Annotated in this window: 16 protein-coding genes; 7 read left to right on the top strand and 9 right to left on the bottom strand. The window is 67.5% G+C overall.

Annotation, left to right across the window (positions count from 1 at the left end; genetic code table 11):
• The first annotated feature begins 1 nt into the window (after position 1).
• The 3 genes from H261_RS07300 to H261_RS07290 all read left to right on the top strand — a co-directional run bounded on the left by H261_RS07300 (position 2) and on the right by H261_RS07290 (position 3,419).
• On the top strand, positions 2 to 1,213 hold the full coding sequence (locus H261_RS07300; RefSeq protein ID WP_040475927.1) for a glycosyltransferase family 9 protein: 1,212 nt from the start codon (positions 2 to 4) through the stop codon (positions 1,211 to 1,213).
• Positions 1,210 to 1,917: a glycerophosphodiester phosphodiesterase gene (gene ugpQ, locus H261_RS07295; protein WP_040475926.1), complete on the top strand. Its 708-nt coding sequence runs from the start codon at positions 1,210 to 1,212 to the stop codon at positions 1,915 to 1,917. The genes H261_RS07300 and ugpQ overlap by 4 nt, the downstream gene beginning before the upstream one ends.
• Before the next feature lie 104 nt (positions 1,918 to 2,021).
• Entirely contained in the window at positions 2,022 to 3,419 is a 1,398-nt protein-coding gene (locus H261_RS07290) for an NAD(P)H-dependent flavin oxidoreductase (RefSeq protein WP_008615936.1), read from the top strand.
• Positions 3,420 to 3,605: 186 nt separating this feature from the next.
• Here H261_RS07290 and H261_RS07285 read toward each other — a convergent pair whose 3' ends face one another.
• The gene (locus H261_RS07285; protein WP_008615935.1) at positions 3,606 to 3,809 is read right to left on the bottom strand and encodes a ribbon-helix-helix protein, CopG family; all 204 of its coding nucleotides are present in this window, start codon (positions 3,807 to 3,809) and stop codon (positions 3,606 to 3,608) included.
• A 95-nt stretch (positions 3,810 to 3,904) separates the two neighbouring features.
• Here H261_RS07285 and H261_RS07280 point away from each other — a divergent pair, with 95 nt between their 5' ends.
• Entirely contained in the window at positions 3,905 to 6,016 is a 2,112-nt protein-coding gene (locus H261_RS07280; RefSeq protein ID WP_008615934.1) for a transglycosylase domain-containing protein, read from the top strand.
• On the opposite strand, the gene H261_RS07275 is transcribed toward H261_RS07280, so the two are convergent.
• Positions 6,017 to 6,814 carry an undecaprenyl-diphosphate phosphatase gene (locus tag H261_RS07275; RefSeq protein WP_008615933.1) on the bottom strand — a complete coding sequence of 266 codons (798 nt, stop codon included), beginning with the start codon at positions 6,812 to 6,814 and terminating at the stop codon, positions 6,017 to 6,019.
• Between the two features lie 248 nt (positions 6,815 to 7,062).
• Between H261_RS07275 and H261_RS07270 the strand changes: the two genes are divergently transcribed.
• From H261_RS07270 to H261_RS07260, 3 genes are all read left to right on the top strand, one after another.
• The gene (locus tag H261_RS07270) at positions 7,063 to 8,478 is read left to right on the top strand and encodes an NAD(P)-dependent oxidoreductase (RefSeq protein ID WP_008615932.1); all 1,416 of its coding nucleotides are present in this window, start codon (positions 7,063 to 7,065) and stop codon (positions 8,476 to 8,478) included.
• 11 nt (positions 8,479 to 8,489) lie between these two features.
• Entirely contained in the window at positions 8,490 to 12,998 is a 4,509-nt protein-coding gene (gltB, locus tag H261_RS07265) for a glutamate synthase large subunit (RefSeq protein ID WP_008615931.1), read from the top strand.
• Between the two features lie 138 nt (positions 12,999 to 13,136).
• Positions 13,137 to 13,499: a hemerythrin domain-containing protein gene (locus H261_RS07260; protein ID WP_008615928.1), complete on the top strand. Its 363-nt coding sequence runs from the start codon at positions 13,137 to 13,139 to the stop codon at positions 13,497 to 13,499.
• Between the two features lie 56 nt (positions 13,500 to 13,555).
• On the opposite strand, the gene H261_RS07255 is transcribed toward H261_RS07260, so the two are convergent.
• The 7 genes from H261_RS07255 to flgB are packed head-to-tail and all read right to left on the bottom strand — an operon-like array spanning position 13,556 to position 19,235.
• Positions 13,556 to 15,940 carry a hybrid sensor histidine kinase/response regulator gene (locus H261_RS07255; RefSeq protein ID WP_008615926.1) on the bottom strand — a complete coding sequence of 795 codons (2,385 nt, stop codon included), beginning with the start codon at positions 15,938 to 15,940 and terminating at the stop codon, positions 13,556 to 13,558.
• Positions 15,930 to 16,997, bottom strand: a complete 1,068-nt coding sequence (gene flhB / locus H261_RS07250; protein ID WP_008615925.1) for a flagellar biosynthesis protein FlhB — start codon at positions 16,995 to 16,997, stop codon at positions 15,930 to 15,932. The genes H261_RS07255 and flhB overlap by 11 nt, the downstream gene beginning before the upstream one ends.
• Before the next feature lie 4 nt (positions 16,998 to 17,001).
• On the bottom strand, positions 17,002 to 17,766 hold the full coding sequence (gene fliR, locus H261_RS07245; protein ID WP_008615924.1) for a flagellar biosynthetic protein FliR: 765 nt from the start codon (positions 17,764 to 17,766) through the stop codon (positions 17,002 to 17,004).
• Position 17,767: 1 nt separating this feature from the next.
• Positions 17,768 to 18,037 (bottom strand): flagellar biosynthesis protein FliQ, encoded by a 270-nt coding sequence (gene fliQ / locus H261_RS07240; RefSeq protein WP_008615923.1) that lies wholly within the window; start codon positions 18,035 to 18,037, stop codon positions 17,768 to 17,770.
• A gap of 15 nt (positions 18,038 to 18,052) precedes the next feature.
• Entirely contained in the window at positions 18,053 to 18,364 is a 312-nt protein-coding gene (locus H261_RS07235; RefSeq protein ID WP_008615922.1) for a flagellar hook-basal body complex protein FliE, read from the bottom strand.
• A gap of 29 nt (positions 18,365 to 18,393) precedes the next feature.
• On the bottom strand, positions 18,394 to 18,804 hold the full coding sequence (flgC, locus tag H261_RS07230) for a flagellar basal body rod protein FlgC (RefSeq protein WP_008615921.1): 411 nt from the start codon (positions 18,802 to 18,804) through the stop codon (positions 18,394 to 18,396).
• Positions 18,805 to 18,833: 29 nt separating this feature from the next.
• Positions 18,834 to 19,235 carry a flagellar basal body rod protein FlgB gene (gene flgB, locus H261_RS07225; protein WP_008615920.1) on the bottom strand — a complete coding sequence of 134 codons (402 nt, stop codon included), beginning with the start codon at positions 19,233 to 19,235 and terminating at the stop codon, positions 18,834 to 18,836.
• Positions 19,236 to 19,412 lie beyond the last annotated feature (177 nt).

The following is a 19,412-nucleotide window of genomic DNA, read 5'->3' as shown; positions in this document are numbered from 1 at the left end:
CGTGAACGTCGACAGGATGCGGCAGATCGATTTCTGGGCGGGAGTGCCGCTCGCCTTCCTGATGACCCTTTACTGGCGCATCCGCTGCTTCTTCAGCCCGCCGGCGCCGTCCTCGGCCAGGAACATCCTGTTCATCGAATTGTCCGAGATGGGCAGCGCGGTGATCGCCGACGCGGCGCTGAAGCGCGCGGCGGCGCTGTTCCCCGACGCCAGGGTCTATTTCCTGATCTTCGCCAAGAACCGCCCCAGCCTGGACATCATGGGCACCATCGCGCCGGAAAACATGCTGACCATCCGCGCCGACAGCCTGGTCACCCTGGTGGCCGACACCCTGCGCATGATCCGCACCATGCGTTCGCTCGACCTGATGGCGGCCATCGACATGGAGATGTTCTCGCGCTTCTCGGCGCTGCTGACCTTCCTGTCGGGGGCGCCCAAGCGGGTGGGCTTCCACCGCTTCCACACCGAGGGCCTCTATCGCGGCGAACTGCTGACCCACCGGGTGGGCTACAATCCGCACCAGCACATCGCCAAGAGCTTCATGGCCCTGGTCCACGCCCTGGCCGAGCCCGAGGGCACCACGCCGCACGGCAAGGCCCACTTCACCGACGCGGAGGTCCGCCTTGCCCCCGTCGTCCCGGCCCTGGAAACCCTGGAGGCCTTCAAGACCCGGCTGTTCGGGGCCTATCCGGTGCTGCGGGACGTCAAGCGCTGGGTGATCCTCAATCCCAACAGCAGCGAGCTGATGCCGTTGCGCCGCTGGCCCTACGACCGCTACACCGAGGTGGCGCGCCGCCTGCTCGACGACGACAGCCTGGCGGTGATCATCACCGGCGTGGCCTCGGAAAAGGCCGAGGCCCAGCGGCTGGTGGACGCCACCGGCTCGAAGCGCGCCTGCAACCTGGCCGGCTTCACCCGCATGGAGGACCTGATCCCCCTCTACGCCCTGTCGGCGGTGATGGTCACCAACGATTCCGGCCCGGCCCATTTCGCCGCGCCGGTCGGCCTGCCGACCATCGTGCTGTTCGGCCCGGAGACCCCCGCCTTGTACGGCGCCCTCAACGACAACGCCGAATTCATCACCGCCCGGCTGGCCTGCTCGCCCTGCGTCTCGGCCATGAACCACCGCAGCACCGCCTGCACCGATGCCGCCTGCATGCGGGCCATCCCGGTGGAGCAGGTGCTCGACGCCATCCGGCGCCGGCTGGGATGATGCTGATCGGCCATCGCGGACTGGCCGGCCTCGCCCCCGAGAACACCCTGGAATCGTTCCGTGCCGCCGCCGCCCATGGCCTTGCCATGGTGGAATTCGACGTCCGCCTGTCCAGGGACGGCGTGCCCGTGGTCTTCCACGACGACGCCCTGGAGCGCACCACCGATGGGACCGGCCCGGTGGCGGAGCGGGACTGGGCGGAGATCGCCGGGCTGGACGCCGGTTCGTGGTTCGCCCCCACCTTCGCCGGGGAGAGGGTTCCCAGCCTGGAGCAGGTGCTGCGCCTGTGCCGCGAGCTGGGGCTCATGGTCAACATGGAGATCAAGCCCGATGCCGGCCGCGAGGCGGACACCGCCGGGGCCGCCCTGGCCCTGGCGCTCCGCCTGTGGCCGGATGCCGCGCCGCCGCCGGTGATATCGAGTTTCGAAACCGCCTGCCTGGAGGTTTCCCGCCGCGCCGCGCCCGCCTGGCCGCGCGCCCTGCTGGCCGAGAGGCGGCCGGCCGACTGGCGGGAGCGGGCGCGGCGGCTGGACGCCGCCGCCCTGCACCTGGACCACCGTTTCCTGGAAGCCGGGCCGGTGGCGGAGATCATGGCCGAGGGGATGGCGGTGCGGGCCTACACCGTCAACGATCCGCTTCGCGCCCGCCTGCTGCGCAACTGGGGCGTCGCCGCCCTATTCAGCGATTATCCTCATTCGTCATGAGTCCGTAACGTCACTGTGGCGCATGACGGCAAAGGGCTATATATGTGCCGTCATCGGCAGGCTCGGGAGAAGCATGCCGGGCTATCCGAGGAGTTACCCCAGACGTGAAACCGCTCGATCCTATCCTGATTTCCGGTCGCGAGGTCCTGCCCCTGGTCGAGGGCGGCAAGGGGATCAACGTCTCCAACGGCGAAAGCTCGGGCGCCTGGGCGGCCGCCGGCGGCGTCGCCACCTTCTCCGGGGTCAACGCCGATCTCTACGACGAGAACGGCAACCACATCGACATGGTCTATCACGGCAAGACCAGGACCGAGAAACACCACGAACTGATCGCCTACGGCATCAAGGGCGGCATCGCCCAGGCCCGCATCGCCCACGACATCGCCGGCGGCAATGGCCGCATCCACATGAACGTGCTGTGGGAGATGGGCGGCGCCGAGCCGATTCTCGAAGGCGTGCTGGAAGGGGCCAAGGGCCTGATCCACGGCGTGACCTGCGGCGCCGGCATGCCCTACCGCGTCGCCGAGATCGCGGCGCGCTACAACGTCTACTACTACCCCATCGTGTCGTCGGCCCGCGCCTTCCGCGCGCTGTGGAAGCGCGCCTACCACAAATACGGCCAACTGCTGGGCGGCGTGGTCTACGAGGACCCCTGGCTGGCCGGCGGCCATAACGGCCTGTCCAATTCCGAGGACCCCAGGAAGCCCGAGCCGCCCTATGGCCGCGTCGCCGAACTGCGCAAGACCATGGCCGAATGCGGCCTGGGCAACGTGCCGATCTTCATGGCCGGCGGCGTCTGGTGGCTGAAGGAGTGGGAGGACTGGATCGGCAATCCCGAGCTGGGCCCCATCGCCTTCCAGTATGGCACCCGTCCGCTGCTGACCCGGGAAAGCCCCATTTCCGACGCCTGGAAGCAGCGCCTGCTGACGCTCAAGCCCGGCGACGTGCTGCTCCACCATTTCAGCCCGACCGGCTTCTACTCCTCGGCGGTGAAGAACGGCTTCATCAACGAGCTGTGCCAGCGCCTGGACCACCAGATCCCCTATTCCAGCGAATGCGTCGGCGACCACGAGGCCGAGTTGCCCATCGGCGCCAGGAAGCGCATCGTCTGGGTCACCCCCCACGACCGCGACCGGGCGCTGGGCTGGATGAACGAGGGCTTCACCGAGGCGCTGCGCACCCCCGATTCGACCCTGATCTTCGTCACCCCCGACAAGGCCGAGGAAATCCGCGTCGATCAGGTCAAGTGCATGGGCTGCCTGTCCCAGTGCATGTTCTCCAACTGGGCCCAGAACGAGGCGGGCACCACCGGCAAGAAGGCCGATCCCCGCAGCTTCTGCATCCAGAAGACCCTGCAGAACATCGGCCATGGCGGCGACGTGGAGAACGAACTGATGTTCGCCGGCCACAACGCCTACCGCTTCGGCGCCGACCCGTTCTACAAGAACGGCTTCATCCCGACGGTCAAGCAGCTGGTGGAGCGCATCGCCATCGGCGAGTAAGCCGAGCCCCCGCGAGGGATCCCGTCCCGGCACGGCGCCTCAGAATCGGCGGCGACGGAGCAGGCGGAGATGCCTCGCGACACTCGGAATGGCGGGCGTTTCCATACTTCCGCCGTAATTACGGTCCACAAACGAAAACGCCGCCCGGTCCGGGCGGCGTTTTGCGTTGGGATAATGCCGATGGCGCTAGTCGTTGACCGCGGTCTTCAGCACGGCGCGGGCCTCGTGCTCGTCGATCTGGTGCACGTCCGAGAGGTGGGTTTCCCAGTTCTCGACGTATTCCTTGACCGCGACAGCCAGGCATTCCCCCACCGTCTGCCCGGTCTCGGCGGCCAGCGCCTCGAGGCGCTGCTTCAGTTCGGGCGGGACGGCAATCGACAGGGTTTCCATGGTTCGGTCCTCGTTAAACATTCCGCTGGGACTCTACATCCAATGAACGGATGTTGCCAGTTCCGAGCGGCCCCCGCCCCGTGGTAGAAGGCGCCATGGCAGTTCCACCTTCCCGCCCCAAGGGCGCCGGCAACCCGTTCAAGCTTTCCATCGACCCCGCCGACCGGCTGTTGCCCAGCGGCGGCGGCGGATCGGGAGGCCGCGAGCCGCCGCCGCCCACTCCGAGGAAGGCGCGCGAGCCCCGGGAACCGCGCAAGCCCAGGGCGGCGAAAAAGGGTGGCGGCGGCGGACGCACCTGGACCCGGCGCCTGCTGCTGTGGGCGCTGACCTTGGCCATCTGGGCCGGCATCGGCATCGGCGGCGTGGTGGCCTATTACGCCCTGGACCTGCCCGACATCGACCGCATGACCGCCCAGACCCGGCGGCCCAGCGTGGTGTTCCACTCGGTGGAGGGCGAGACCTTCGCCGCCTATGGCGATCTTTACGGCGAGGCGCTGGACCTGGGCGAGATGTCGCCCTTCATCTCCCAGGCGGTGCTGGCCACCGAGGATCGCCGCTTCTACAGCCATTTCGGCGTCGATCCCATCGGCCTGGCCCGCGCCCTGTTCGTCAACCTGAAGGCCGGCCACACGGTGCAGGGCGGTTCGACCATCACCCAGCAGCTGGCCAAGAACCTGTTCCTCACCCCCGACCGCACCATGAAGCGCAAGGTGCAGGAAGTGCTGATGGCGCTGTGGCTGGAAAAGCGCTTTTCCAAGGAACAGATCCTGGGGCTCTACCTCAACCGGGTCTATCTCGGCTCGGGCACCTTCGGGGTGGACGCCGCCGCCAAACGCTATTTCGACGCCTCGGCCCGCAAGGTGAACCTGTATCAGGCGGCGCTGCTGGCCGGGCTGCTGAAGGCGCCGTCCCGCTACTCGCCGCTCAACGACCCCGAGGCGTCGCGCAAGCGGACCGCCGACGTGCTGGGCCTGATGGTCAAGGCCGGCTATATCGACCAGCGCACCGCCGACACCGCCGAGGTGACCGGCGCGTCGCAGCTGGTCCGCCGCCCGGTCCCCGCCGGGCGCTATTTCGCCGACTGGGTGATGGGCAACCTGGACCAATTCGGCGAGGTGGCGGGCAAGGACATCGTTGTGCACACCACCCTGGACATCGCGCTGCAGCGCAAGGTGGAGGCCGACCTCAAGGCCATGATGGCCGGCCCCGGCGCCAAGGCCAAGGCCGGCCAGGGCGCCGTGGTGGTGATGAGCCCCGACGGCGCCGTCCGGGCGCTGACCGGCGGCAAGGATTACGACGACAGCCAGTTCAACCGCGCCACCCAGGGACTGCGCCAGCCGGGTTCGTCGTTCAAGCCCTTCGTCTATCTCACCGCCATGGAGAAGGGCCGCACCCCCGACGACGTCTACGACGACGCCCCCATCAAGCTCGGCAACTGGAGCCCCGGCAACTACACCGGCAAGTATCTCGGCCCCATCCCGCTGCGCCAGGCCCTGGCCGAATCGGTCAACACGATCGCCGTGCGGCTGGTGGAGGAAATGGGACCCGCCCGGGTAATCGCCACCGCAAGGCGGCTGGGCGTCACCTCGGAGCTGCGGGGCGACGCAACCCTGGCTCTCGGCACCAGCGAGGTCTCCCTGCTGGAGCTGACCACCGCCTATGCCGCCCTGGCCAATGGCGGGTTCGGGGTCACCGCCTTCGGCGTCTCCCACATCACCGATCCCGCCGGCAAGATGCTCTATCAGCGCCAGGGCGGCGGTTTCGGCCAGGTGGTGTCGCCGTCGGCGCTGGCCCGCATGCACGACATGATGGGCGCCGTCATCACCCAAGGATCGGGCAAGGCCGCCCGCCTCGACCGTCCGGCGGCGGGCAAGACCGGCACCACCCAGGATTACCGCGACGCCTGGTTCATGGGCTTCACCGGCGATTTCGTCGCCGGAGTGTGGATGGGCAACGACGATTACCGCGTCGAGATGAAGAAGGTCACCGGCGGCGGCCTGCCGGCCCAATTGTGGAAACAGGTGATGACGGCCGCCCATCGCGGCCTGCCCGCCCACCCGCTGCGCACCCCCGAGCTTCCCGCCGAGCCCGCCCCGGCCGAAAGCGTCGGCGACTTCGTGGCCGGCGCCGCCCAGGCGGCCGGCGACGCGGCGCGCGGCATCGGCGGCGCCATCGACGACCTGCTCAAGGGGATTTTCGGGCGCTAGCTATCCGAAGAGCGCCAGCCCCAGCACCGCCACGCCGAAGCCGATGCGGATCACCGCGAAGGGGGCGAAAGTGTGGCGCGCCACCCAGGCCATCATGACGGCCAGCCCCAGGAACGAGGCCAGCCCGGCGGTGATCATGGCCATGGCCAGATCGCCGGAGAACACCAGCTCCGCCCGGTGGGCCAGGCCCCAGAAGGTCTTGATGCCGTGCCCCAGGACCAGCGGCATGGCCAGCAGCATGGAAAAGCGGATCGCCGCCTGGCGCTCCCAGCCCAGCAGGCGGGCGGCGGTGATGGTGATGCCGGTACGCGACACCCCGGGCACCAGGGCGAGAATCTGCAGGGCGCCCAGGCCGGCGGCACTGAGCCAGCCCATGTGCTCGACCCGGCGGACGGTGACCCCCAGCTTGTCGCAGATCCACAGCAGCACGCCGCCAGCGATGAGGATGACCGCCGCGCCGGTCTGCCCCACCAGGGTAGACGAACGCTCCAGCAGCAGCCAGCCGGCGATGGCGGCGGGGATGGTGCCGGCCAGCACGTGCAGGAGGAGGAGCGAGCCGTTGTCGGGCTTGCCCTTGGCCAGCCGCCACAGCCCGATGCTCATGGCCAGGACATCGCGCCAGAAATAGACCAGCAGAGCCAGCAGAATCCCGGCATGGGCGGCCACCGACAGCGCCGCCCGCCCCTCGGGCGTGCCGGCCAGCGTCGGCAACGCCGCCAGATAACCGGCAGCGCCAAGAGGCAACACCTCTCCCAGCCCCTGAATCAGGGCTATGACCAGAACTTCCAGGAACGTCACTCGGGTGTCCCCCGTATACCGCCGCCCTGTTATAGCACCGCCCCCGGAGAGTCGGAAGGGAATCGGAAAGGACCGGATCGGAACCATAGTGGCGGTGGCGCAACTCGGATACTCCATCATAAATCACGCAGACGGATGCCTATTTTACATATGAGACAGTATTACTGCCTCATATGCGCGATTCCCATTGATCGGTCATGTTCTCTGACGTATTTTTCCTCCCCGGCCCCAGGGTTCGAGGATTCGCCATGTCCCGCAAGATGCTGCAGTTCACCCATCTCCATCAGCGCCAGCCGGACAAGCGCGGCGCCGCCGAACGCCGCAAGGATTTCGGCGAGATCAGCACCGCCTTCGGCGTCCCCCAGGCCGGCGAGCAGGCGTCGCGCTGCGAGCAGTGCGGCATCCCCTTCTGCTCCATCCACTGCCCGCTGGGCAACAATGTCCCCGACTGGTTGATGCTGGTGGCGCAGGACCGGCTGGAGGAGGCCTACGCCGTCTCGTCTTCCACCAACACCTTCCCCGAGATCTGCGGCCGCATCTGTCCCCAGGACCGCCTGTGCGAGGGCAATTGCGTGCTGGAGCAGTCGCTGCACGGCAACGTCACCATCGGCGCGGTGGAAAAGCACATCACCGAGACCGCCTTCACCGAGGGCTGGGTCAGGCCGGTGCTGCCCGGCGCCGAATCGGGCCGCTCGGTGGGCATCGTCGGCGGCGGCCCCGCCGGCCTGGCGGCGGCCGAGGCCCTGCGCCGCAAGGGCCACGCCGTCACCGTCTACGACCGCCACGACCGCATGGGCGGCCTGCTGATCTACGGCATCCCCGGCTTCAAGCTGGAAAAGGACGTGGTGGAGCGCCGCATCCGCCTGCTGGCCGAATCCGGCGTCAGGTTCGAGACCGGGGTGGAGATCGGCGGGACCGTCACCTTCGCCGAGCTGCGGCGCCGCCACGACGCGGTGCTGATCGCCACCGGCGTCTACAAGGCCAAGCCCCTGGGCATCGCCGGTTCGGAGCTGCCCGGCGTGCATGCCGCGCTGGACTATCTGATCGCCCAGAACCGCCGCGACCTGGGCGAGACGGTGGCCGAGCTGAACGCCGCCGGCAAGAACGTCGTGGTGATCGGCGGCGGCGATACCGCCATGGATTGCGTGCGCACCGCCATCCGCCAGGGCGCCAGGTCGGTGAAGTGCCTTTATCGCCGCGACCGGGCCAACATGCCCGGCTCCAAGCGCGAGGTGGCCCACGCCGAGGAGGAAGGCGTCGAGTTCGTCTGGATGGCCGCCCCCGAGGCCATCGCCGGCAAGGACAAGGCCGAGGGCGTCAAGGCCGTCCGCATGCATCTGGGCATGGCCGATGCCTCGGGCCGCCAGAGCCCGGTGGCCATCGAGGGCTCGGGCTTCACCTTGGCCTCCGACATGGTCATCGCCGCGCTCGGCTTCGACCCCGAGGACGTGCCCGCCCTGTTCGCCGAACCCGGCCTCAAGGTCTCCAAGTGGAGCACCGTCGAGACCGACGTCGCCCTGATGACCAGCCTGGATGGCGTGTTCGCCGCCGGCGACATCGTGCGCGGCGCCTCGCTGGTGGTCTGGGCCATCAAGGACGGCCGCGACGCCGCCGAGTCCATTCACCGTTACGTCAGTGCCAAGTCCGCCCAGGCGGCGGAGTAGGAGTACGAGCCATGTCCGATTTCGTCTCCCAGTACCTCGCCAACCAGGAGATCCTGGAATCCGCCGGCATCGACACCCGTCCGCACGACGCCTGCGGCGTCGGCATGGTGGCGGCGCTGGACGGCAAGCCCCGGCGCGACGTGGTGGAGGCCGGCATCCAGGCCCTTTCGGTGCTGTTCCATCGCGGCGCGGTGGACGCCGACGGCAAGACCGGCGACGGCGCCGGCATCCATGTGGAAATCCCCCAGGACTTCTTCAAAGAGCATGTGGCCAATTCCGGGCACGCGGTGGCCGAGGGCCATCTGGCGGTGGGCATGGTGTTCCTGCCCAAGACCGACCTGGGCGCCCAGGAAAACTGCCGTTGCATCGTCGAGACCGAAATCCTCAACTTCGGCTATTCCATCTACGGCTGGCGGCAGGTGCCGGTGGACGTGTCGATCATCGGCGAGAAGGCCAACGCCACCCGCCCCGAGATCGAGCAGATCATGATCGCCAACACGCTGGGCACGTCGGAGGAGCGGTTCGAGGCCGATCTGTTCGTCATCCGCCGCCGCATCGAGAAGCGGGTGCTGGGCAGCCACATCAACGACTTCTACATCTGCTCGCTGTCCTGCCGCTCCATCATCTACAAGGGCATGTTCCTGGCCGAGCAGCTGACCAGCTTCTATCCCGACCTGCTGGACAAGCGCTTCGTGTCGCGCTTCGCCATCTATCACCAGCGCTATTCCACCAACACCTTCCCCACCTGGCGTCTGGCCCAGCCGTTCCGCATGCTGGCCCATAACGGCGAGATCAACACGCTGACCGGCAACATCAACTGGATGAAGGCCCACGAGCCGCGCATGGAGCACGAGGTGTTCGGCCAAGCCATGGACGACCTGAAACCCGTCGTCCAGCCGGGCGGTTCCGATTCCGCCGCGCTCGACAACGTCTTCGAGGTGATGTGTCGCGCCGGGCGCCCGGCGCCGCTGGTCAAGCAGATGCTGATCCCGGAATCCTTGGGCTCCAACGCCCTGATGCCCGAGGCGCACCGCACCTTCTTCGGCTATTGCAACTCGGTGATCGAGCCGTGGGACGGCCCGGCGGCCATCTGCGCCACCGACGGTTCGTGGGCGGTGGCCGGCGTCGACCGCAACGGCCTGCGTCCCATGCGCTTCACCATCACCAAGGGCGGCCTGCTGATCCTCGGCTCCGAGACCGGCATGGTGAAGGTCAAGGATTGCGACGTGGTGGAGAAGGGCCGGGTCGGGCCGGGGCAAAGCATCGCCGTCGACCTGGACGCCGGCAAGTTCTACCGCGACGCCGAGATCAAGGATCTGCTGGCGTCGCGCCGCAATTACTCCGCCTGGGTCAAGCGCATCACCGAGCTGGATTCCCTGGTCAAGACCGGGGCGCCCGAGCCGGCGGAGCTGTCCTCGGACGAGTTGAAGCGCCGCCAGGCCGCCTACGGCATGACCATGGAGGACATGGAGCTGATCCTCCACCCCATGGTCGAGGACGCCAAGGAAGCCATCGGCTCCATGGGCGACGACACGCCGCTGGCGGTGCTGTCGGCGGGCTATCGCGGCCTGCACCACTTCTTCAAGCAGAACTTCAGCCAGGTGACCAATCCGCCCATCGATTCCTTGCGCGAATCGCGGGTGATGTCGCTCCGCACCCGTCTTGGCAACCTGGGCAACATCCTCGACGAGGACGAGAGCCAGTGCGACCTGCTGCAGTTGGAAAGCCCGGTGCTGTCCAACGCCGAATTCGCCGCCATGCGCAAGTATATGGGCGAGGCGGCGGCCTCCATCGACTGTACCTTCGATCCCAACGGCGGCGTCGAGGCGCTGCGCGACGCGCTGGCCCGCGTGCGCCGCGAATCGGAAGAGGCGGTCAGGGGCGGCTGCACCCACCTGATCCTCACCGACGAGGGCATCGGCGAATCCAAGGCCGCCATCCCCATGATCCTGGCGGCGGGCGGCGTGCACTCCCATCTGGTGCGCCTCAGCTTGCGCACCTGGACCTCGCTCAACGTGCGCTCGGGCGAGTGCCTGGACGTCCATTACTTCGCCGTGCTGATCGGCGTCGGCGCCACCACGGTCAACGCCTATCTCGCCCAGGAAGCCATCGCCGACCGCCAGCGCCGGGGCCTGTTCGGCTCCATGCCGCTGGAGGAATGCGTGCGGCGCTACAAGTACGCCCTGGACCAGGGCCTCTTGAAGATCATGGCCAAGATGGGCATCTCCATCGTCAGTTCCTATCGCGGCGGCTACAATTTCGAGGCGGTGGGCCTGTCGCGCACCCTGGTGGCCGAGTTCTTCCCCGGCATGACCAGCCGCATCTCCGGCATCGGCCTGGGCGGCATCCAGAAGAAGACCGTCGAGCAGCACGCCACCGGCTTTGCCGGCCCGGCCCCCGCCTTGCCCATCGGCGGCTTCTACCGGGTGCGGCGCGGCTCCGAGGCCCATTCCTTCGACGGCAGCCTGATCCACCTGCTGCAGATGGCGGTGGCCGGCGATTCCTACGCCACCTACAAGAAGTATTCGGACGGCATGCGCAAGCTGCCGCCCATCACCATCCGCGACCTTCTCGACCTGAAGCCGGCCGGTGCGGCCGTCAGCCTGGACGAGGTGGAAAGCATCACCGAGATCAGGAAGCGCTTCCTGACGCCGGGCATGAGCCTGGGCGCCCTGTCGCCCGAGGCCCACGGCACGCTCAACATCGCCATGAACCGCATCGGCGCGAAGTCGGTGTCGGGCGAGGGCGGCGAGGACCGCGAGCGCTATCGCCCGCGTCCCAACGGCGACAACGCCAATTCGGCGGTGAAGCAGATCGCCTCGGGCCGCTTCGGCGTCACCGCCGAATACCTCAACATGTGCCGCGAGATCGAGATCAAGGTGGCCCAGGGTGCCAAGCCCGGCGAGGGCGGCCAGTTGCCCGGCTTCAAGGTGACGGTGGAGATCGCCAAGCTGCGCCACGCCACCCCGGGCGTCATGCTGATCAGCCCGCCGCCCCACCACGACATCTACTCCATCGAGGACCTGGCCCAGCTGATCTACGACCTGAAGCAGATCAACCCCCAGGCCCGCGTCACGGTGAAGCTGGTCTCGCGCTCCGGCATCGGCACGGTGGCCGCCGGCGTGGCCAAGGCCAAGGCCGACACCATCTTGGTCTCCGGCCATGTGGGCGGCACCGGTGCCTCGCCCCAGACCTCCATCAAGTTCGCCGGCCTGCCCTGGGAACTGGGCCTGTCCGAGGCCCATCAGGTGCTGACGCTGAACCGCCTGCGCCACCGGGTCCGCCTGCGCGCCGACGGCGGATTGAAGACCGGTCGCGACATCGTCATCGCCGCCATGCTGGGGGCCGAGGAATTCGGCATCGGCACCTCGTCCCTGGTGGCCATGGGCTGCATCATGGTGCGCCAGTGCCATTCCAACACCTGTCCGGTGGGGGTGTGCACCCAGGACCTCTCCTTGCGCGAGAAGTTCACCGGTTCGCCGGAAAAGGTGGTCAACCTGTTCAGCTTCATCGCCGAGGAGGTCCGCGAAATCCTCGCCGCGCTGGGCGTGCGCTCCCTGGCCGAAATCATCGGCCGCGCCGATCTGCTGCATCAGGTCAGCCGGGGGGCCAGCCACCTGGACGACCTCGACCTCAATCCGCTGCTGGCCCAGGCCGACACCGGCGGCTTCCCGCGTTATTGCGTCGAGGAGAAGGGCAACGAGGTTCCCGAGACCCTGGACGCCCAGATGATCATCGACGCCAAGCCGGCGCTGGAGGACGGCGAGAAGATGCAGCTGGACTACAACGTGCGCAACGTCCAGCGCGCCATCGGCACCAAGCTGTCCCACAAGATCTTCAAGCGCCACGGCATGACCGGGCTGGCCCCCGGTCACGTCACCGTGCGGCTGCGCGGTTCGGCGGGGCAGTCGCTGGGCGCCTTCGCGGTGCAGGGACTGACCCTGGAAGTGTTCGGCGATTCCAACGATTACGTGGGCAAGGGCCTGTCGGGCGGCACCATCATCGTTCGCCCGCCGGTGGCCTCGGCGCTGAAGAGCAACCACAACACCATCATCGGCAACACGGTGCTGTACGGCGCCACCGCCGGCAAGCTGTTCGCCGCCGGCCAGGCGGGCGAGCGCTTCGCCGTCCGCAACTCGGGCGCCGAGACGGTGATCGAGGGCTGCGGCTCCAACGGCTGCGAGTACATGACCGGCGGCACCGCCGTGATCCTCGGGCCGGTGGGGGCCAATTTCGCCGCCGGCATGACCGGGGGCATGGCCTTCGTCTACGATTCCGACGGCACTTTCGCCAAGCGCGTCAACCCGGAAAGCGTCATCTGGCAGCGGCCGGAAACGTCCCATTGGGAGGGCGCGCTGAAGGCCCTGGTGCAGGAACACGCCGCCGTCACCGGCTCGGCCTGGGCGGAATCCCTGCTGGCCGACTGGGAGCGCGAACTGCCCCGCTTCTGGCAGGTGGTGCCGAAGGAAATGCTGTCCCGCCTCGCCCATCCGGTGGGCCGCGCCGCCGCCGCCGAATAGCCGGAAGTATAAGGGTTCTAAGCCGGAGGAGGGTTTCCCCTCCTCCGGCCGCTCCGTCTTTCTACCCGTTTACCCCCATCAACATTGCGGGTATGCCCAGGCACTCTTGAGAAAGGGTGAATTCGGGGATGGATGGGGATGATCGCCATTTGGGACACGCGCTTCTCGGTGGGCAATGCCCTGGCCGATGCAGAGCACCGGCAGGTGATCAGCGTCCTCAACGAGATCGACGTCGCCCGCACGGTCGGCGCGCCGCCCGAGGTGGTGGAGAAGGCGCTGGAAACCCTGGCCCGGACCATCGACGCCCACTTCGCCCGCGACGACACCCCGCGCAGCGAGCATCTGGCCCTGTCCGCCTCGGCCCGCCGCCTGTTGGATTCGTGGCGGAACGGCGCCCCCGGCGCCCTGGAACGCCGGGTGCTGGTCAATCTGGCACGGCGCTGGATCGATCATATGGGCCGCCATGAAGGCGCCCAGCCGTCCCAGCGCCTGGCCGGCTAAAACACCGTTCTCGATACGATCAAGGCCGGTGGGGACGCGGGTGCCCCTGCGCTTGCTCAGCTTTCTTCCATCACCTGCTTCACCGCCCCGGCCAGTTGCTTGAGCGAGAAGGGCTTGGGCAGGAAGTGGATGCCGGCGTCGGGATCGATGCCGTCGCGGGCGACGTCCTCGGAATAGCCGGAAATGAGGATGACCTTGATCGCCGGGCGCTCCATGCGCACGAAGCGGGCCAGGGTCACGCCGTCCATGCCGGGCATCACCACGTCGGAGATCAGCACCTGGATGGGCTCGCCGCCGTTCAGCACCTCCATGGCCTGCTCGCCCGAGCGGGCCTCGATCACCGTGTAACCCTTGTTGCGCAGCGCCCGGGCGCCGAACAGACGGACGGCGTCCTCGTCCTCGACCAGCAAGATGGTGCCCGAGCCGGTGAGGTCGGCGCCGGAGGCTTCCGATTGCTGGGCGGGGCGTTTGGTCTCGGCGGCGGGCTCGGCATCGATGCGCGGCAGATAGATGGAGAAGGTGGCGCCCTGGCCGGGCTCGGATTCCACGAAGATGAAGCCGTCGGTCTGGCGCACGATGCCGTAGACGGTGGACAGGCCGAGGCCGGTGCCGGCCCCCACCTCCTTGGTGGAGAAGAACGGCTCGAAGATGCGCGCCAGGTTCTCCTTGCCGATGCCGGTGCCGGTGTCCACCACCTCGATCTGGACGTAATCGCCGGCCGGCATCAGCTCCGGGCCGCGCTGCACCGGCTGGTCCACGTGCACGGCGTTGGTGCGGATGGTCAGCGCCCCGCCGCCCGGCATGGCGTCGCGGGCGTTGACGGCGAGGTTGATGATCACTTGGTCGAACTGGCCGGGATCGACCCGCACCAGCCCCAGGGCGCGGCCATGGATCATGCGCAGCTCGATGGTCTCGCCCAGCAGGCGGCGCAGCAGGTTGGACAGTTCGGCCAGGGCGTCGGTGACGTTGAGCAGGCGGGGCTGCAAGGCCTGCCGGCGCGAGAAGGCCAGCAGCTGGCGCACCAGCGAGGCGGCACGGTTGGCGTTCTGCTTGACCTGCATGATGTCGGCGAAGCTGGGGTCGCCGGCCCCGTGACGCTGCAGCAGCAGGTCGCAGAAGCCGATCATGGCGGTGAGCAGGTTGTTGAAGTCGTGGGCGACGCCGCCGGCCAGCTGGCCCATGGCCTGCATCTTCTGGCTCTGGGCGAACTGCATCTCCAGGTTGCGCTGTTCGGTGGCGTCGATGAAATGGATCACCAGGCCCGAGATGTCGCCGTCCTCGTGGCTGGGGCTGACGAACAGCTGGGCGATCAGGTTGCGCCGCCCCTTCAGCCGCACTTCCAGATGGGTTCCGGGGGTGGAACCGGCGATCACCTTGCCCAGTTGCTCCGAGGCTTGCGCCCGGTTCTCCTCGGCAATGACGTCGATCACCGCGCGGCCGATCATGTCGTCGCGGTCGATGCCCAGCATGGCCTGCAGCGCCAGATTGCAGGCGCCGATGGCCCCGTCCAGGTCCACCAGGGCGATGCCGACGGGAGCGTCGTCGAACAGCCAGCGGAAGCGGCGTTCGGCGGCGCGCAACGCCTTTTCCCATTGCTGTTCCGGCACCAGGTCGCGCACCACCACCGAGCGGGTGAACATCTCACCGCCCTCGTCGAACACCGAATGGGCGACCAGGGCCTGGAACACCTCGCCCGAGCGGCCGCGCAGGCGCAGCTCGGCGCGCTCCTCCTCGGGATTGGGCACGGTGCCGAACACCTCGGCCAGATTGTGGCCGACGATTTCGTCGCCGCTCTTGCCCAGCCATTCGGCCAGACGCTGGTTGACGTAGCGCACCGTGCCGTCGGCGTCGGCGGAATAGCAGCCCACCGGCAGCAGGTCGACGAAGTCGGAGAGCAGTTCGTTCTCGCGCCGCAGCGTCTCCTCGATGGCGCGGCGCGCGCTGACGTCCTCGGCGATCCAGGCCACCGCCTGGGGGCTGCCAGCCGGCCGGACCTCGAGCGCGAACCACTCGCGCCCGCCGCCCGCCGAGATCAGGGTGATCTCGGTGCGCCGGGGGGCGCCCACCGCGGCCGCCGCGTCCAGGCGCTCCAGCTCGGCCAGGGCGCGGTCGTCATCGGCGGCCAGCGCCTTGAGCGGGGCCAGGGGGTCGGCGGCGGCGCCCAGCAGGCGGCGCGCCGCCTGGTTGCGGTAGAACTCGCCGCCGTCGGAGGCCACCACCAGGACGGCGCGGCTTTCCGAGTCCAGCGCCCCGGCCAGGATGGAGGCACCTCCCGCCGGGCGGCGGGCACGGCGCAGCAGCATGGCCCCCGACGCCGCCGCCACCAGGGCGGCGGCGGAGATGGCCGGCCAGCCGGCCCCGGCCACGCCCAGCAGGGCGGTTCCGGCCACCGAGGCGGCCAGGCAGAGGGCCAGCGGAGAGGGGATGGCGTCAGTTCGCAAGTTCGCCCTTCAGCTTCATGACGTAACCGATGATTTCCGCCACCGTCTTGTAATGCTCGGGCGGAATTTCCTCGTCCAGCTCGACGGTAGCGTACAGCGCGCGGGCCAGCGGCGGATTCTCGACGATGGGCACCTCGTTCTCAGTGGCGAGATCGCGGATGCGCTTGGCGATCAGATCGACGCCCTTGGCCACCAGGATGGGAGCGCTCATGGAATCCACGTCGTATTGCAGTGCCACCGCGTAGTGGGTCGGGTTGGTCACCACGACGCTGGCCTTGGGCACCGCCTGCATCATGCGCTGGCGGGCGCGCTGCATGCGGAGCGCCCTGAGGCGGCCCTTGATCATGGGATCGCCCTCGGTCTGCTTGTGCTCGTCCTTGATCTCCTGCTTGGTCATCTTCATCTGCTGGGTGAACGCCCAACGCTGGTAGAACCAGTCGGCGGCGGCCAGGACGAAGACCAGCAGCACCACCACCAGGATCATGGCGATCACCTGATCGCGCAGGTAATCCATCATGGCCATCAGGTCCAGCGCCGCCAGTCCGGCATACTCGCTCAGGCGGGATTTCAGCATCAGGTAGATGACGATGCCGATGGCCCCGACCTTGAACAGCGACTTGAAGAACTCCACCAGATTGCGGCCCGAGAAGATGCGCGTGATGCCCTTCATGGGACTCAGCTTGCTGAAATCCATGGTCAGCTTGTCGGGCAGGAACATCAGGCCGCTCTGGGCCATGGCCGAGACCAGCGCCAGGAGCATCAGCAGCAGCATGGGCAGGACCAGGAGCTTGATCATGCTGATGGTGATCTCGGCCAGCACCTGCCCCACATCGGATTGCCCCATGGGGAAGGCGTGGGGATGCTCGATGAAGGGGACCAGCAGACGCTTCACGTCCCGGGCCATGTAAGGGGCGAACAGGGCGACGATGACCAGGGCGCCCACCAGGCCGGCCCAGATCTTCACCTCCTGGGAGGTGGGAATGTTGCCCTGCTCGCGGGCCTGGCTCAGTTTTCGGTCTGTTGGTTCTTCTGTTTTGTCTTCGGCGTCTTCGGCCATGGTCTCACCTGGGCTGGACGTAAGGCATCAGGCCGGATTCGAAGAAGCGCAGGAACAGGGAAACAATCAGCGGCAAGGTCACCGCGAACAGCCACATCCCCACCATCACCTGCACCGGCATGCCGACGAAGAACACCTGCAGCTGGGGCACCAGCCGCGACAGCAGGCCGAGGCCAGTGTAGAACACCAGGCCGAACACCACCAGCGGCGCCGCGAACTGGGTGCCGACCTTGAAGGTGTCGGTGACCAGATGCCCCAGCGTCTCGGCATAATCGCCGAACTGCAGCGGCTGGCCCGGCGGAAACAGGGTGTAGGATTCGAACACCGCCTGGAACATCAGGTGGTGCAGGTCGGTGGCGAACACCGCCACCAGCCCGATATTGGACAGGAAACCGGTCAGCAGCTGGCTCTGCTGCTGGGCGATGGGGTCGAAGGAGAAGGCGTTGGTCAGGCCGGTCTGGTAGCCGATCATCGAGCCGGCCATGTTCAGGGTCGACATGATGATCATGATCACCGTACCGAGGAAGATGCCGATCACCGCCTCGCCGAAGATGGCCAGCACGATGCCGCCCACCGTGCCGGGCACCCGCGGGAACGTCCCGCCCACCACCGGCAGCATCACGAAGGCGATGGACAGCGCCAGCAGCAGGCGGATGCGGGTCGAGACCAGCGAGCCGCCCAGGCCGGGAAACAGCATCAGCGCCGCGCCGATGCGGGTGAAGACCAGGAAGAAACGGAAGATGTCGAGCTGCAGCAGTTCGGTCAGCACGTCAACCGCCGCCGGCGATGACGCGGTCCATGACCAGCCTCCAGAACTCGCTCAGGGAATGCAGCATGAAGGGCAGGAAGATGATCATCGAGGCGAAGACCAGCAGCATCTTCGGCACGAAGGTGAGCGTCTGCTCCTGAATCTGGGTCAAGGTCTGGAAGATGGAGATGACCAGACCCACCACCAGACCGGTCAGCAGGGTGGGCGCCGCCACCTTGAGCATGACGATGATGGTTTCGCGCGCGACATCGATCAGTTCGGGCTCGGTCATCTGCGGCGAACCCGCTCAGATGGGCATGCGCAGGATTTCATTGTAGGCGTTGATCACCTTGTCGCGGACGTTGACCACGGTTTCCAGGGTCATTTCCGCATTGGCGACGGCGGCCACCACCTCGCGGATGTCGGCCTTGCCGGCGATGGCCGACATGGAGGCCTTTTCCGCCGCCTTGGCGTCGCCCGCCGCCACCTTGGCGGCATCCTTCAGCACGCTGGCGAAATCGGTGCCGGTCCCCTCGGACTCGGAGGACTTGCCCACCGATTCGAACGGATTGGCGGCACTCTTGTAGGCGGAGATGGCGTCGGTGAGGCGGGAAGTCATGGCGGCTAATCCTTAACGCGGCATCCGGCCTAGCGCAACATCTCGATGGTGCGCGACAGCAGCGAGCGGGAGGTGTTGATGACGTTCATGTTGGCCTCGTAGCTGCGCTGGGCCTCGCGCATGTCCATCATCTCGATCAGCGGATTGACGTTGGGGGCCAGCACATAGCCGTCGCGGTCGGCGGCCGGGTGCTTGGGATCGTAGCGGCGCTGGAACTCGGCCGAATCGCCCCGCACCTTGTCCACCTTGACCTGGGCGATTCCGGTGGCGCGATCCAACTCGTTCTTGAAGGTCATCACCTTGCGGCGATAGGGCAAGCCTTCGGGGGTCTGGGCCAGCGAATCGGCGTTGGCGAGATTCTCCGAGATCAGACGCAAACGCTGCGACTGCACCTTCATGCCCGATATGGCGGTCTGCGTGCTTTTGCTCAGTTCGTCCATGGCTGTCTCTTCGGCTTATCGGCTAAGGCTCATCGGCCGCCCGAGGCGAGCTTGATCATCTTCTGGTACTTCTGGAACAGCGAGGCGGCGGCGTTGTACTTGGAATTGGCCTCGCCGAGCTTGGCCATCTGCTCTTCCAGGATGACGGCGTTGCCGTCGGGCGTGGATTCGAAGGTGCGGCGCTGGGTGACCGACTTGAACGGGCTGGGCGCCATCTCGGGCACGATGTGCTTGGCGTTGGTGGCCGCCACCCCCACGTCGGGCTCGGCGCTGCCGGCCAGCACCGCCTTGAAGTCGAGCGGCTTGATGTCCTTGGGCAGGTAGCGGGGCGTGTTGGCGTTGGCGATGTTGCCGGCCAGCACCTCCTGGCGCTGGGCGATCCAGTCCATCTGAGCCTTGGCCATCTTGAAGATGCCGAGATCGTCGTACATTCCGCGCAACCTTCGCTATCCAGGTCCATGGGCCAGATCCATGGGCGGGCGGACCCGATTCGCCATGATCACTATCCGCCCGACCCGTTTAAGATTCGGTAAAGCCCGAGTCGCGGCGCGGGTTTGGGGCGGGTCCGGCCGCCTCCGGCTTAAACGAATTTTAAGCGCGCGCCCCCC

Source organism: Paramagnetospirillum caucaseum (genome assembly GCF_000342045.1).
Lineage (GTDB): Bacteria > Pseudomonadota > Alphaproteobacteria > Rhodospirillales > Magnetospirillaceae > Phaeospirillum > Phaeospirillum caucaseum.
Note: the sequence above shows the minus strand (reverse complement) of the source record. Positions and strands in the feature narration are given on the sequence as shown.

Coding starts and splice junctions, on each gene's coding strand:
- ugpQ (WP_040475926.1), top strand. CDS start 1,210: ATGATGCTGATCGGCCATCGCGGACTGGCCGGCCTCGCCCCCGAGAAC.
- H261_RS07285 (WP_008615935.1), bottom strand. CDS start 3,809: ATGGAAACCCTGTCGATTGCCGTCCCGCCCGAACTGAAGCAGCGCCTC.
- H261_RS07280 (WP_008615934.1), top strand. CDS start 3,905: ATGGCAGTTCCACCTTCCCGCCCCAAGGGCGCCGGCAACCCGTTCAAG.
- H261_RS07270 (WP_008615932.1), top strand. CDS start 7,063: ATGTCCCGCAAGATGCTGCAGTTCACCCATCTCCATCAGCGCCAGCCG.
- gltB (WP_008615931.1), top strand. CDS start 8,490: ATGTCCGATTTCGTCTCCCAGTACCTCGCCAACCAGGAGATCCTGGAA.
- H261_RS07260 (WP_008615928.1), top strand. CDS start 13,137: ATGATCGCCATTTGGGACACGCGCTTCTCGGTGGGCAATGCCCTGGCC.
- flhB (WP_008615925.1), bottom strand. CDS start 16,997: ATGGCCGAAGACGCCGAAGACAAAACAGAAGAACCAACAGACCGAAAA.
- fliQ (WP_008615923.1), bottom strand. CDS start 18,037: ATGACCGAGCCCGAACTGATCGATGTCGCGCGCGAAACCATCATCGTC.
- H261_RS07235 (WP_008615922.1), bottom strand. CDS start 18,364: ATGACTTCCCGCCTCACCGACGCCATCTCCGCCTACAAGAGTGCCGCC.
- flgC (WP_008615921.1), bottom strand. CDS start 18,804: ATGGACGAACTGAGCAAAAGCACGCAGACCGCCATATCGGGCATGAAG.
- flgB (WP_008615920.1), bottom strand. CDS start 19,235: ATGTACGACGATCTCGGCATCTTCAAGATGGCCAAGGCTCAGATGGAC.